This is a genomic window from Streptomyces sp. NPDC051664 (assembly GCF_044453545.1).
Lineage (GTDB): Bacteria > Actinomycetota > Actinomycetes > Streptomycetales > Streptomycetaceae > Streptomyces.
The window spans coordinates 34,955-48,079 of sequence record NZ_JBITCU010000030.1; the positions used below are offsets into that span (position 1 = coordinate 34,955).

General features: G+C 69.2%; 10 protein-coding genes and 1 pseudogene. 9 read left to right on the forward strand and 2 right to left on the reverse strand.

Translation table 11 applies throughout. The features are described from left to right. Positions 1 to 72 precede the first annotated feature (72 nt). Both ACIA8E_RS33975 and ACIA8E_RS33980 read left to right on the forward strand, forming a co-directional pair. Positions 73 to 2,178 (forward strand): DUF4139 domain-containing protein, encoded by a 2,106-nt coding sequence (locus ACIA8E_RS33975; protein ID WP_399304009.1) that lies wholly within the window; start codon positions 73 to 75, stop codon positions 2,176 to 2,178. A gap of 8 nt (positions 2,179 to 2,186) precedes the next feature. Next, positions 2,187 to 3,749, forward strand: a complete 1,563-nt coding sequence (locus ACIA8E_RS33980) for a DUF4139 domain-containing protein (RefSeq protein WP_399304011.1) — start codon at positions 2,187 to 2,189, stop codon at positions 3,747 to 3,749. Positions 3,750 to 3,913: 164 nt separating this feature from the next. Here ACIA8E_RS33980 and ACIA8E_RS33985 read toward each other — a convergent pair whose 3' ends face one another. Further along, the gene (locus tag ACIA8E_RS33985; protein ID WP_399304013.1) at positions 3,914 to 4,342 is read right to left on the reverse strand and encodes a Fur family transcriptional regulator; all 429 of its coding nucleotides are present in this window, start codon (positions 4,340 to 4,342) and stop codon (positions 3,914 to 3,916) included. 607 nt (positions 4,343 to 4,949) lie between these two features. Here ACIA8E_RS33985 and katG point away from each other — a divergent pair. Continuing rightward, complete coding sequence (gene katG, locus ACIA8E_RS33990; protein ID WP_399304015.1) at positions 4,950 to 7,139, forward strand: catalase/peroxidase HPI; 2,190 nt, start codon at positions 4,950 to 4,952, stop codon at positions 7,137 to 7,139. Between the two features lie 189 nt (positions 7,140 to 7,328). Continuing rightward, positions 7,329 to 7,541, forward strand: a complete 213-nt coding sequence (locus ACIA8E_RS33995) for a hypothetical protein (RefSeq protein WP_399304017.1) — start codon at positions 7,329 to 7,331, stop codon at positions 7,539 to 7,541. An 85-nt stretch (positions 7,542 to 7,626) separates the two neighbouring features. Here ACIA8E_RS33995 and ACIA8E_RS34000 read toward each other — a convergent pair whose 3' ends face one another. Then, positions 7,627 to 7,971 carry a hypothetical protein gene (locus tag ACIA8E_RS34000; protein WP_399304019.1) on the reverse strand — a complete coding sequence of 115 codons (345 nt, stop codon included), beginning with the start codon at positions 7,969 to 7,971 and terminating at the stop codon, positions 7,627 to 7,629. Positions 7,972 to 8,452: 481 nt separating this feature from the next. On the opposite strand from ACIA8E_RS34000, the gene ACIA8E_RS34005 reads away from it, so the two are divergent. From ACIA8E_RS34005 to ACIA8E_RS34025, 5 genes and pseudogenes are all read left to right on the forward strand, one after another. Further along, positions 8,453 to 9,502, forward strand: coding sequence for a LacI family DNA-binding transcriptional regulator (locus ACIA8E_RS34005; RefSeq protein ID WP_399304021.1), 1,050 nt, complete (start codon positions 8,453 to 8,455; stop codon positions 9,500 to 9,502). Positions 9,503 to 9,698: 196 nt separating this feature from the next. Beyond that, a complete protein-coding gene (locus ACIA8E_RS34010) occupies positions 9,699 to 10,943 on the forward strand; it encodes an extracellular solute-binding protein (RefSeq protein ID WP_399304023.1) in 1,245 nt (414 codons plus the stop codon). A gap of 4 nt (positions 10,944 to 10,947) precedes the next feature. Beyond that, positions 10,948 to 11,946 carry a carbohydrate ABC transporter permease gene (locus ACIA8E_RS34015; protein WP_399304025.1) on the forward strand — a complete coding sequence of 333 codons (999 nt, stop codon included), beginning with the start codon at positions 10,948 to 10,950 and terminating at the stop codon, positions 11,944 to 11,946. Continuing rightward, the gene (locus ACIA8E_RS34020; RefSeq protein ID WP_399304027.1) at positions 11,943 to 12,830 is read left to right on the forward strand and encodes a carbohydrate ABC transporter permease; all 888 of its coding nucleotides are present in this window, start codon (positions 11,943 to 11,945) and stop codon (positions 12,828 to 12,830) included. Before ACIA8E_RS34015 ends, ACIA8E_RS34020 begins: the two co-directional genes overlap by 4 nt. Before the next feature lie 92 nt (positions 12,831 to 12,922). Then, positions 12,923 to 13,060 (forward strand): annotated as a pseudogene (locus ACIA8E_RS34025) (SUMF1/EgtB/PvdO family nonheme iron enzyme); the annotation flags it as partial. Positions 13,061 to 13,125 lie beyond the last annotated feature (65 nt).

Below are 13,125 nucleotides of genomic sequence, written 5' to 3' on the forward strand. Positions count from 1 at the left end.
GACGGTGATCGCGCGCGCAGACCGCCCGGGCGTAGGCTTCGCCCAGCATGGACGCGGCGGGGGGCGGAGCACATGACGGCTGAGTCAACACCGAGGTGGGGGTCGACCCTCGATTCGGTCGTGGTGTACGCGCAGGGCGCGGTCTGCCGACGGCTGGCCCGGGGCAGTGTGTCGCCTGACGGCCGGGTGCGAGTGACGGGACTGCCCCGCTCGCTGGACCCGGGCTCGCTGCGGGCCCGGGTCCTGGGCGCCCCCGCGGTGCGCGTCACCGAGGCCCGGGTGGAGGTCGAGGCCGAGCCGCTCCGCACGGGCACGGCCGACGAGTTGCGGCGCGAGGTCGAGCGGCTGAGCGACGAGTACGCGGCGGCACAGGGACGCCGGGACCGACAGCTGAGCCTGGTCGAGGAGGTCGAGGCCCTCCACCCGGTCCCACCTGCCCGCAGGCGCGAGGACCCGCACCGCCGCACCCCGGTCGACGCGTGGCTGGAGCTAGCCGACTTCGTCGACGAGCGGCTGACGGGACTGCACAACCGCCTCGTCGAGCTGGAGGAGGCACTGCGCAACGTCGAGCACGAGCTCACCGTCGCCGCCGACAGGCTCGCCCGCGCCTCCACCGATGCGCCGTCAGCACACGTGGAGACCACGGTCTGCGCGGTCCTGACCCTCGACGGCACGGGTGATGCGGAGGTGGAGCTGGAGCTGGAATACGGGGTGCCGGGCGCCGTCTGGGTGCCGGCCTACCGCCTTACTCACCGTCAGGGCGACGGCAGCGGCCGTCTGGTGCTGCGCGCCTCGGTCGCCCAGCGGACCGGCGAGGACTGGACCGGCGTTCGCATCGCCCTGGCCACCGCCGATCTTCGACGCCGCACCGACCTGCCGAGGCTCCGCTCGATCCGGATCGGACGCAGTCAGCCCGCCCCCGCGCCTTCTGGCTGGCGCGAGCCCCCGGCCGGGCTCGTCGACCTGTTCTCCGGTTACGACGCGGCAGGCCCCGGCCCGGCCACGAGCGTCGCACGCGCGGCTGTCGGGGCCGGCCCCGCGCCCATGGGTGTCGCGGGTGGCTCCGCATCCGGTCCCGTTCCGCCGCCACCGCCTCCCCCGCCGCCCGCACCGCAGAGCTACGGCGGTCCGCCGGCCGCGGTGCCGGTGCCCGGCGGCGCAGACGGCGCTCCCCCGGAAGTGTTCGGCGGCGGGATGCCCGCCCTCGCGCAGCCAGGCGGGTCGCGACCGGGCAACAGGCCGCGTACCGGCGGCGGGTCCTTCGCGGGTGCCCCCGCAGCCATGGCGCCCGCGGCTCCTGGCCGGGCTGCGCCGCCACCCCCTCCGGCACCGGTAGCCGGTCCGCCGCAGCCGAGCGGCGCCGAGCTCGACTATGCCGCCCTGGTTCTGTGCGGCCCCGGCGAACAGGGCGGTCGCAGAGGCCGGCTGTTTCCCGACTCCCCCTTCGACCCGGTGGCGGCCGAGTACCGGCGCCGCGCCGAAGCGGTGGTCGCGCTGCCGTTGCCCGGACGGGCCGTGCGGCCTCGTGAGTCGGCGGGTTCCTTCGACCACCGTTTCGATGCCACCGCCCGCGCCGACATTCCGTCGGACGGCACCTGGCACACCGTCACCGTCGGCGAGATCCCGGTCGGCCTGCGTACCGAGTACCTCTGCGTGCCGTCCGTGGAGCAGACCGTGTACGCGACGTTGGTGCTCTCCAACGCCACCGACCAGGCACTGCTGGCCGGCCCGGTGGAGGTCACCGTCGACGACGACTTCCTGCTGACCGCCGCACTGGCCACACTTGCCCCCGGCGGTGTCCGCCGGGTGGGGCTCGGGCCGGCCGAGGGCATCCGGGTCACCCGCCGTACGAACCTGCACGAGTCGACCTCGGGCCTGCGCAACAACACCACCGTGCTTGACCACCGCGTCCACGTGGAGCTGGCCAACCGGCTCGCGAGGCCCGTCACCGTGGAAGTCCGCGAGCAGGTGCCGGTCACCTCCGATCCGGACGTCCGGATCGAGGAACGGGCCGACTGGACGGCACCCGAGGAAGGCACGGGGCCCGATCGCCATGCGCCGGGAACCCGCGTCTGGCGACTGGAACTGCCCGCAGGCGACACCGCCGCCCTCGACGGCGGCTACGAGATCCGCATCCCGACCGGCAAGGCCCTGGTCGGCGGCAACCGCAGGAGCTGACACACGCCATGTCCACGGCCCCGAAGCCGATCGCCCTCCCCGTCACCGCCGTCACGTGCCTCGAGGATCGCGCCCACATCGAGCGCACCGTCGTGCTCGACCTGGAGGCCGGAGTCCAGCGGCTGCGTCTCGGGCCGGTCAGTGCGCTGGCCGTCGACCGGACCCTCCATGCCGAGCTGACCGCCGATCACCCCGCTACCGTGCTCGACGTGCGCATCGTCCGCAGCTGGACGCCGCGCGGGCCGCTGCCGTCCACCGACGACGACTCCGCCCTGCGCCACCGCGTACACATCCTCGAAGAGGAGCAGCTGGCCCTGGGACAGCGACGCGACCGGCTGCAAGCGCGCCTTGACCTGCTCGGCCGCCTCGCCGCCGATCTGCTGCGGGAGATCGGCGAAGGCGCCGGCTCCGGGGAGACCGAACGGCCCCGCTGGGCTCGCGAACTGGACCGGGTGGACGACGAGCGCGACGCGCACGGCGAGCAACTCCGAACAGTGGAGGCCCGGCTGGCTGCCCTCGCCGTCGAACTCGGGGAAGCCCAGCGGGCCATGCATCTCTCCGAGGATGAGCCCGCCGAGCTGGTAGGCCATATCGAGCTGACCGTGGAGGCCGCGGTCGCCGGGCCGGTCGGGCTGCGTCTGAGCCACCTCACCCCGTGTGCACTGTGGCGGCCCGCCTATCGGGCCGTGCTCGACGGGGACTCACTGACACTGGAGACCGACGCGATGGTCTGGCAGCGCACCGGTGAGGACTGGTCGGACGTACGGCTGACATTGTCGACGGCCCGCTCGGCGCTGGCCACCGATCCACCACGGCTGGGCGAGGACCGGCTGACGCTCAAGGACCGCACCGCAGCGGAGCGCCGCACGGTCGACGTCGAGCTGCGCGAGGAGGAGATCGGGGCCCTCGGCCCGGCCCCGGTGCTCGGGCTGCCGGGGGTGGACGACGGCGGAGAGGCGCGGGTGTTGAGATCCCCCGCGCCGGTCTCGGTGCCCGGTGACGGCCGCGCCCACCGAGTGCTGCTCTCCGCATTCACCACGGCCGCCCGCAGTGAGTACGCCTGCTCACCGGAGTTGTCCCCCCTGGTCACCCAGGTGGTGCGGTTCGACAACGTGTCCGGCCACGCGCTGCTCGCCGGGCCCGTGGACCTCGTCCGCGGCAGCGGATTCAGCGGCCGCGGCACGCTGGACTTCACTGCCCCCGGCGCCCCCGTTGAGCTGGCTTTCGGCAGCTGCGACGACTACAGGGTCGTCCGGCATGCCGAGGAGTCCCGCGACTCCGCCGGTATCACCCAGCGGACCGTGGTCACCCGCACGGTCCGGCTGCACCTGTCCCGGTTCTCCGCCCCCGGGGAGCACAGCGAGCGGGTGGTCGTCCTTCGGGAGCGGATCCCTGTCTCCGAGGTCTCGGCGGTGGAGATACACCTGCACAAGGATTCGTGCTTCCCGGCGCCCGATGTGGTCGACGCCGAGGGCATCGCCCGCTGGGACATCACCCTCCCGCCCGGCAGCCGCCGCACGGTCACCCTGGTCTACGAGCTGTCGGCGAGCGCCAAGGTCACCGGACTCTGAGTTCGGCAGAGGGGCACTGGACCGGACCGGGCGCCGCTTCGCGTCGGCACGCCGACGGGCCGCCCGTCAGGCCGGGCGCCTGCGGCTGGGAACTGGCCGCGCTTCACCTCACCGGCATCATCCAGGCCGCACGTTGATGCCCGGTTATGACCTACGGACCGAGATCACACCTGCGTCAGACCGGCGACACAGGAGGGGCACAGCCCACGGTAGGTGATCCGGACCTCGGACACCGTGAAGCCGAACCGCTCCTCCGCCGGGAAGTCGGCCAACGGGTCACCGGCCGGGTGGACATCGCGGATGATGCCGCAGCTGGAGCACACCAAGTGCTGGTGGGGGCGGTGAGCGTTGGGGTCGTAGCGCTTGGCACGGCCGTCGGTGGAGAGCTCCATGACCTCGCCGAGGGAGACCAGTTCGCCCAGGGTGTTGTAGACGGTCGCCCGGGAGATCTCGGGCAGCCGCTCCGCCGCGCGGACGAGCACCTCGTCGGCCGTGAGATGCACATGTTCACCATCGAGGACCTCCGCAACGACACGTCGCTGGGACGTCATCCGCCAACCACGCCCTCGCAGTCGCTCCGGCAGGCCACTCATATCGGTTCACCTGTTCAGGTTCGATGGGACAACGGAAGATCACCCGCTGATGTCCGGCTCTTGTCGGGAAGCGGATGAGGTGACCTTCTGGACCTGGCCTCCGACCTTAACGGCGGTGGTACCGGCAGAGCCAGCTTCACACACATTGTGGCGAGGTCGCCTCTCCGTCATTTGTCAGGCCGTCATATGCCCTTACCATTCTGCTCGTCACTTCGGTGGGGTGAGCAGGATGATAAGAAAAGGCCGCCTCTCTCACATTTCCCAGAGGCCGGAACAGCCATCAGCCGTCGATCCGGAGACCGGGCCCGAACGAATTGGGCTTTCGATTTCTTGTTGCCAGGGATGCTCTGCGTGTTCTCGTAGCAGTGCGGTCCGCGGTGCGCGACCATACGGACGCCGAATCCGCACAATCACCGGTGTCATACGCGAGAAAAGGTTCTTGCCGGCCGAAAGCCCCACGTTGCCGGCCGCGGGCCCGGTAGGCGTCCGGCCGGCGGGCGTCATGGCGTGCCACGAGCGCGGGTCGCTGTGCTCGACACCAGAGACGCGAACAACGTCACGAGCAAGAACCAGCAGATGGAACACCGAGACAGGAAGAAGGACGGACGTGTCCGGCAGCGAAAGCGAGAACCCGGCGATCCCCTCCCCGGCCCCCACGCAGACCGGCCCCAGGACGAACCGGGACTGGTGGCCGAATCAGCTGGATCTTCAAGTGCTCCACCAGCACTCACCTCGATCCAAGCCACTGGATGAGGATTTCAACTACGCAGAAGAGTTCGCGACCCTCGACCCAGACGCGCTCAAGCAGGACGTCTTCGAGGTGATGACGACGTCGCAGGACTGGTGGCCCGCCGACTACGGCCACTACGGCCCGCTCTTCATCCGGATGAGTTGGCATGCCGCGGGTACGTACCGAATTGCCGATGGCCGGGGCGGTGGCGGCTCCGGCGCTCAGCGCTTCGCCCCCCTCAACAGCTGGCCCGACAACGCGAGTCTCGACAAGGCGCGCCGTTTGCTCTGGCCGATCAAGCAGAAGTACGGCCGGAAAATCTCCTGGGCCGATCTTCTGGTCTTCGCCGGCAACTGCGCCATGGAATCCATGGGGTTCAAGACGTTCGGGTTCGGCTTCGGACGAGAGGACATCTGGGAACCCGAGGAAATCTTCTGGGGCCCCGAGGACACATGGCTCGGAGATGAGCGCTACACCGGCGACAGGGAACTCACCGGTCCCTTCGGTGCCGTGCAGATGGGACTGATCTACGTCAATCCGGAGGGGCCCAACGGCAACCCGGATCCGATGGCTGCCGCCAGGGACATTCGCGAGACGTTCGGGCGTATGGCGATGAATGATGAGGAGACGGCTGCGCTCATCATCGGCGGCCACACGTTCGGCAAGTGTCACGGTGCGGTCGATCCCGAGTACATCGGCGCGGAACCCGAGGCCGCCCCCATCGAGCAGCAGGGCCTCGGCTGGAGGAACACTTGCGGCAGCGGCAAAGGCGCAGACGCGCTCACCAGTGGGCTCGAAGGCGCATGGACCTCCGAGCCGACGAAGTGGGACAACGGGTACCTGGACAACTTGTTCAGGTACGAATGGGAGCTGACGACGAGCCCCGCCGGTGCGAAGCAGTGGACTCCCACGGATCCCTCGGCCAAGGACAGTGTGCCTGATGCTCACGATCCGTCGAAGAGGCACGCTCCCATGATGCTGACGACGGATCTGTCGCTGAAGTTGGACCCGATCTACGGGCCGATCGCGAAGAGCTTCCACGAGAGCCCGGAAAAGCTCGCAGTGGCGTTCGCCAAGGCGTGGTACAAGCTGCTGCACCGTGACATGGGACCCCGCTCGCGCTACCTCGGCCCGTGGATTCCCGAGCCGCAACTGTGGCAGGACCCCGTCCCCGACCTCGATCACGAACTCGTCACGGACGAGGACAGTGCCGCCCTCAAGGACAGGATTCTCACCTCGGGACTGTCCGTCTCCCAGCTGGTCACCACCGCTTGGGCGTCGGCGGCGAGCTTCCGCGGCACCGACAAGCGTGGCGGGGCCAACGGGGCACGGATTCGGCTCGCGCCGCAGAGGGACTGGGAGGTCAACGACCTGCCCGAGGTGGCTGAGGTGCTGCAGACCCTTGAGCAGATCCAGCAGGACTTCAACCGCTCGCAGGCCGGCGGAAGGAAGGTTTCACTCGCCGACCTGATCGTCCTGGGCGGGTGCGCGGCCGTCGAGCAAGCCGCGAAGAACGCCGGGTACGACATCTCGGTACCGTTCGCGCCGGGGCGCACGGATGCCTCGCAGGAGCAGACGGACGTGGAGGCGTTCGCCGTGCTCGAACCCAGGGCGGATGGGTTCCGCAACTACCTCCCGGCAGGAGAGAAGCTGTCGCCGGAAACTCTCCTCCTGGACCGCGCCAACCTGTTGGCGCTGACCGCTCCCGAGATGGCGGTTCTGATCGGCGGCATGCGGGCCTTGAACACCGGCTTCGGGCGATCCCCACATGGCGTCTTCACACACCGGCCGGAGGCATTGACCAACGACTTCTTCGTCAACCTGCTGGACATGGGCACGGAGTGGAAGGCGTCGACTTCGGACGCGAACGTATACGAAGGCCGGGATCACGCCACGGGCGAAGTCAAGTGGACCGCCACCGCTGTCGACCTCGTCTTCGGTTCACACGCCCAGCTCCGAGCCATCGCGGAAGTTTACGCATCAGGGGACGCGGGAGAGAAGTTCGTCCGTGATTTCGTGGCAGCGTGGGACAAGGTGATGAACCTCGATCGGTTCGACCTGCGCTGAGCCGGAGGTCCCGGTCGCCGCGCATCGGCGGCCGGGACACCCCGGGGAACCGGGCGGCGTATCGGGGAAAGCGGCGTCTTCCGCTCGCAGGCACTGCTGGACAGCCTCCTGGAGATCGGCTCCGACCGCCTGCTGTTCTCCGTCCAATACCAGTGCGAGTCGATGATGAGCTCTCTCCTGGTTCGGCGAGTGCCCGACCGGCCGGGCTCCATCGCGGTGTTCTCGGGCGTCGTAATGCTCCGCAGCGGACCCGCCTTCACCGACCGCAGCCGGCGGGTCTACATCGCGCATTACTCCAAGGAGATCATCACCGCCAAGGACGACGCGGCCACGCCGCAGGGAGCCGTCGAGCGTTTCCTCGACGGCGGCCGGGTCGTCGCGGAACTCCGACCCGGGAGGTGAGAGGCGATGCGCGACGAGCGAAGCCGTGTGGCGTCCCACCCGCTGTCGTACTACTCGATCCGGATATCGATGCTCTGACCGCCGGTCAGGGTGCGGGTCGCGAGCGGGCGATCACGGCGGCTTCATGGCGCGGGGTGTCGTCTCCGCTTCCGCCCCCGGTCGCGAAGTCCGCTCGCCCGATGAGGTGATAGGTGACGGTCGCCGCCGACAGCGGAACGTTCAGGCTCCGGTGGGTCGCGACTGTCTCACCCGGCAGTACGGTCCCGAAACGCGCCGCGTCCTGCGCCTGTGCCCGGGATGAGCCGAGGTCGGCTGCCGAGGCGGCGGTGAGCTGGAGGCGTAGGTCGTGGACGGAACGCTCGCCCGTGTTGCGGTAGCTGGTGACGACCGTGTTGTCGTCGAGTCGGCGCAGCTTGGCGCGCGCCTGCACCCTGATGCCCTGGGCCGGGGGACGAACTGGATCTCGCCGACGCTGGAGTAGCCGCCGTCGGGTCCGACGTAGCGCAGGCAGCGGTAGCGCGTGGGGGCGGTGACCGCGAACTCGTTCCAGCCGGACGCGGGCTCGTCGGTGATCGTGGGCAGGGTGCGGCAGCCGACCGAGGGACCGTCGGTGCAGCCCTCGAAGCGGCCGCTGTCGTACGCGGATCTCCACGACCCGCCCTTCCTCCGCCGACCGCTTGCTGGCCCGCACCGGACGCCATGACCGTGTGCGCCGCATCTTCTTCGACAGCGTGCCGCGGGAGGTCAGCGACGCCGTCCTGTTTCTCGGTTCGGGCGTGTTGTCCCTACGCTCCGGCCCTCCGTCCCTTCCCCCGTACGGCGCCCGACCATAGGCTGAACGCGCTTTCGGGCAGGTGACACGGGTTGCCGGATACGCAGGGCCAGGGATACGGGAGAGGCAAGGCAGCACCATGAGTACTCCGACGGTGTACGACGTCGCCGAGCAGTCCGGCGTCTCCATCGCGACGGTGTCGCGCGTGTACCGCAACCCCGACTCCGTACGCGCCTCCACCCGGGAACGGGTGCTGGCCGCCGGTCGCGAGCTGGGATACGTGCCCAGCGGGAGTGCTCGGGGGCTGGCCAGCCGTACGACGGGAGTCCTCGGCCTCTACTTCCCCGACATCCACGACGCCGTCGCCGAGAGCGTACCGACGGCGGACGACACCGAGCTGATGCTCTATGCCGACCAGGTGATCCGTGGCATGGAACGCGCCGCCCGGCAGCACGGCTACGCGCTCCTGATCGCCGCGGCGCAGGCGGAACCTACGAGTGAGCAACTCGCCGAGGTCGCCGGGCGGGTGGACGGGCTCGCCCTGCTCGCCCAGACCGGAATAGCGAGCGAGGACCTGGAGGTCATCTCGAGACGGCTGCCCGTCGTCATGCTCGCCGGGGACCGGGACGCCGACCACGACCACATCGAAGTGGCCAACTTCGACGGCCAGTTGGAGCTCACCCGGCATCTGATCGCCGACCATCGCCTGCGCAGACTCGCTTTCGTCGGCGGCCCGTCGGACTCCCCCGACGGCGAGGCGCGCTTCCGCGGATTCCAGGCGGCCCACCTCGAGGCGGGGCTACCGCTTCCGCAACAGCCCGATATGCGGGGCGATCTGACCCAGGATGCCGGCCGCCGTGCCGTCGAGGCGCTCCTCGACCTGCCGGGGCAGCGCCCCCAGGGGCTGGTCCTCGCCAATGACCAGATGGCCGTGGGTGGGCTGCATGCACTCGCGTCGCACGGCATCAGCGTGCCGGGCGACATGGCCGTGACCGGCTTCGACGGGATCCCGCTGAGCCGCGTGGTACGGCCCGCACTGACGACCGTACGACAGCCGATGGGCCGGCTCGGCCAGGAAGCGGTCGAGCTGCTCGTCGCCAGGATCGCGGACCGCCAACGGCCCGGCGTGGCACGGGTGTTGCCGGTGACGCTGATGCGGCGGGCCAGTTGCGGCTGCGCGACGCCGTGAGCACCGCAGCCGACCGCACCGCGAGTGGGGCGAAACACCCCTGCGGCACACGGAATCCCGCACGTTTACGAAAGTGTTACCGACGCGCCCCTTGAGGCCACCCGAGGCATGCTGCAGGGTCATCCGTGCGCCAATGTGTAAGCGCATACATGAAGCGCATACACGAACTGCACACATGCACTCGAGGAGGAGTCACATGTCACGCATCGCCAAGTCCGTCGGTCTGGCCATGACAGTGGTCTCGGCCATCGGTCTGACCGCCTGCGGCAGCAGCGGCGGCAACGGGGTCGCGGCCGACGCCAAACAGACCGTCACCGTTTGGGCCATGGGCGAGGAAGGTGCGCGACTCCAGTCCGTCACCGAGGAGTTCACCAAGGAGCATCCCAACATCACCGTCAAGGTGACCCCCGTCGGCTGGGATGTCGTCCACCAGAAGCTGGTGGCGGCCGCGGCTGCCGGCAAGCTGCCCGACGTGGCGCAGATGGGCTCCACGATGATGGGCGAGTTCATCTCCCTCGACGCCCTCGAGCCGGTGGACACCGGCACCTTCGACAAGGACGACTTCTTCCCCGCCGCCTGGAACGGGAACGTCCAGGACGGCAAGGTCTACGGAGTGCCGTGGTACGCCGACACCCGGGCGCTCTACTACCGCACCGACCTCGCCGACAAGGCCGGCGTCACCAAGGCCCCGACCACCTGGAAGGAACAGAGCGACCTCGCCTCCGCGTACCAGCACAAGGCCGGGGCCGACTGGGGCACGGCCCTCCAGCCCGGCAGTACCGGCGCCTGGCAGGGCTGGCTGCAGTACCTCTACTCGGCGGGCGGCGAGCTGCTCGGCAAGGACGGCAAGCCCGCCCTCGACTCCCCCGAGGCCATCAAGGCGTTCACGGAGTTCGGTCACTACTTCGGCGCCGGGCTCGCCAAGAAGAACTTCGTGCCGGGCGAGGACGTCCTCAAGGGCTTTGCCTCGGGCAAGACGCCGATGTTCCAGTCCGGCCCCTGGATGGTGCAGAACATCACGGACCAGGCGCCCCAGCTGAAGGGGAAGTGGAAGGTGGTGCCGGTGCCGGCCGACAAGACTTCCACGTCCTGGGTCGGCGGCGCCTCCCTGGTCACCTTCAAGGACAGCGACCACAAGGCGGCCGCGGAAGAGTTCACCAAGTTCCTCAGCACGCCGAAGATGCAGGCGCACTGGTACGAGATAGCCAAGTCGCTCCCCGCCAACAAGGCCGCATGGAACGAACCCGCCCTCAAGAGCGGCGGAGAGTCCCTCAGCGCCTTCAAGCAGTCACTCGACACGGCCGGAGCGGTCCCGCCGATGGCCAAGTGGAACGAGTTCGCCGCCCAGATCGAGAGCGCCCTCGAGAAGATCGCGCGGGGTGCCGACCCGGCCGCAACGGCCAAGCAGCTCCAGAAGTCCACCGAGGGCCTGGTGGGCTGACCTCATGAACAGCACCGCCGCCGAGGCCGGCGCGCCGGAACGGGCACCGGGCACCGCACAGCACCCGGCGGTCAAGGGCGCGCGGGCCGAGGAGCCGGGGGCGACCCGGCCCCGCCGGGACCGGCTGTCCCGGCAGAATCTGGCCGGCTGGCTCTTCTCCACACCGTTCCTGTCGCTCTTCCTCACCTTCATGGCGTTTCCCATCGTCGCCACGCTGGTGATGAGCTTCACGGACTTCGGCCTCCGCAATGTCACGGACCCGCTCTCGGTGAATTTCGTCGGCTTCGACAACTACACGAAGCTCTTCGAGGACGAGAAGTTCGTCCGGGCGCTGTTCAACACCGGCTACTTCGTGGTGCTCGGCGTGCCGCTGACCATCGGCAGCGGACTGCTGGCGGCGGTGCTGCTCAACTCCGGCATCGACCGGATGCGCACCTTCTTCCGTGTCGGCTTCTATGCGCCCGTCGTCACCGCCATCGTCGCGGTCGCTGTCATCTGGCGCTTCGTCCTGGACCCCGGCGAAGGGCTGGTCGCGGGGCTCGGACACCAGATCGGCCTGGACACACCGGACTTCCTCGGCTCGGAGGCGCTCGCCATGCCCTCCCTGATCGTGATGGCGGTCTGGCGCAACATGGGCACCGCAATGGTCCTCTTCCTCGCCGGACTGCAAGCCATCCCGACCGACGTCCGGGAGGCGGCGAGGATCGACGGTGCGGGGGTCTTCCAGGAGTTCCGCAGGATCACGGTCCCCCTTCTGCGGCCGACCATGCTCTACGTCGCGGTGATGACCTCCATCGGCTTCCTCAACGTCTTCGAGGAGCCGTTCGTGATGACCGACGGCGGCCCGTCGGACAGCACGTTGACGATCTCCCTGCACATGTACCGGGAGGGCTTCAACTTCTTCCACATGGGTTACGCCAGCGCCATGGCGTACGTCCTGTTCGTGATCGTCCTGGCGGTCACGCTGCTCCAGCTCCGTCTGCTGAAGGACAAGACCGCATGAGCGCCACCGAGACCCGAGCCCATTCCGCACCCACGGTCCGCGCCGTGCCGCAGGCCTCGGGCGCCCGCAGCCGCAAGGCGCTCGTCTACGTCCTGCTGAGTGCCGGTCTGCTGGCCATGGCCGCGCCTTTCCTGTGGATGGCGCTGTCGGCCTTCAAGACTCCCCAGGAGCTGGGGGCCAGCCCGCCGGTGTGGATTCCGACCGAGTGGACTCTGCAGAACTTCAGGGATCTGCTGGCGAAGATGGACGTCGGCCGGGCCTTCTTCAGCTCGGTGCTGGTGGCGGTACTCGTCACGGTCTGCAATCTGCTGTTCTGCTCGATGCTGGGATATGCCCTGGCCAAGCTGAACTTCGTGGGAAAGAAGCCGGTGTTCGGCATCGTCCTCGGCGCGCTGATGGTGCCGGGCAACCTCATGCTGCTCCCCAAGTTCGTGATGATGAGCCAGATGGGGCTGATCGACACCTACACGGCGCTGATCCTGCCGTTCGCGGCAGGTGCCTTCGGGGTCTTCCTGATGCGGCAGTTCATGATGGCCATTCCGGACGAGCTTCTCGAGGCGGCCCGCATCGACGGAGCCCGCGAGTGGTTCATCTTCTGGCGGATCGTGCTGCCCCTGGTCAAGCCGGCCCTGGCGACGCTGACGATCTTCGTGTTCCTCGGTTCCTGGAACAACTTCCTGTGGCCGTTGATCGCCACAAACGACCCGGACAAGTACACGCTGCCGGTGGCCCTGGCCACCTTCGCCACCGATCCGACCAAGGCGGACGGCTCCAACGGCGTCCTGATGGCGGGGGCCTTCCTGGTGGTGCTGCCGGTACTGCTCGTCTTCGTCCTCCTCCAACGCTTCTTCACGCAGGGCATCGCCACGGCGGGTCTCAAGTAGACCCCGGGCCACGATGCTCTGCCTCCCCTGAGCCCGTGCGGGACCGGCCGTTCCTGACGACGGCCGGCCCCGCACGGCACCCACAGTCCCCCGTCGGTCAGGCCCGTGTGCTCCGCGGGGGCTCCCACCTGTGCCACGACTCGTACTGCTTCCGCTACCGCACCTCCGCCCGGATGGGTAACACGCCCGACAGCACGAGTGGCAACACGGGCTTCCGCTGCGCGCGTTGACGGGCACGGCCGCTCGACGAGAGGGCCGCGGCACTCTGCCACGGAACCCTGCACGTCCACTTCGC

Coding starts and splice junctions, on each gene's coding strand:
- ACIA8E_RS33975 (WP_399304009.1), top strand. CDS start 73: ATGACGGCTGAGTCAACACCGAGGTGGGGGTCGACCCTCGATTCGGTC.
- ACIA8E_RS33980 (WP_399304011.1), top strand. CDS start 2,187: ATGTCCACGGCCCCGAAGCCGATCGCCCTCCCCGTCACCGCCGTCACG.
- ACIA8E_RS33985 (WP_399304013.1), bottom strand. CDS start 4,342: ATGAGTGGCCTGCCGGAGCGACTGCGAGGGCGTGGTTGGCGGATGACG.
- ACIA8E_RS34005 (WP_399304021.1), top strand. CDS start 8,453: ATGAGTACTCCGACGGTGTACGACGTCGCCGAGCAGTCCGGCGTCTCC.
- ACIA8E_RS34010 (WP_399304023.1), top strand. CDS start 9,699: ATGTCACGCATCGCCAAGTCCGTCGGTCTGGCCATGACAGTGGTCTCG.
- ACIA8E_RS34015 (WP_399304025.1), top strand. CDS start 10,948: ATGAACAGCACCGCCGCCGAGGCCGGCGCGCCGGAACGGGCACCGGGC.
- ACIA8E_RS34020 (WP_399304027.1), top strand. CDS start 11,943: ATGAGCGCCACCGAGACCCGAGCCCATTCCGCACCCACGGTCCGCGCC.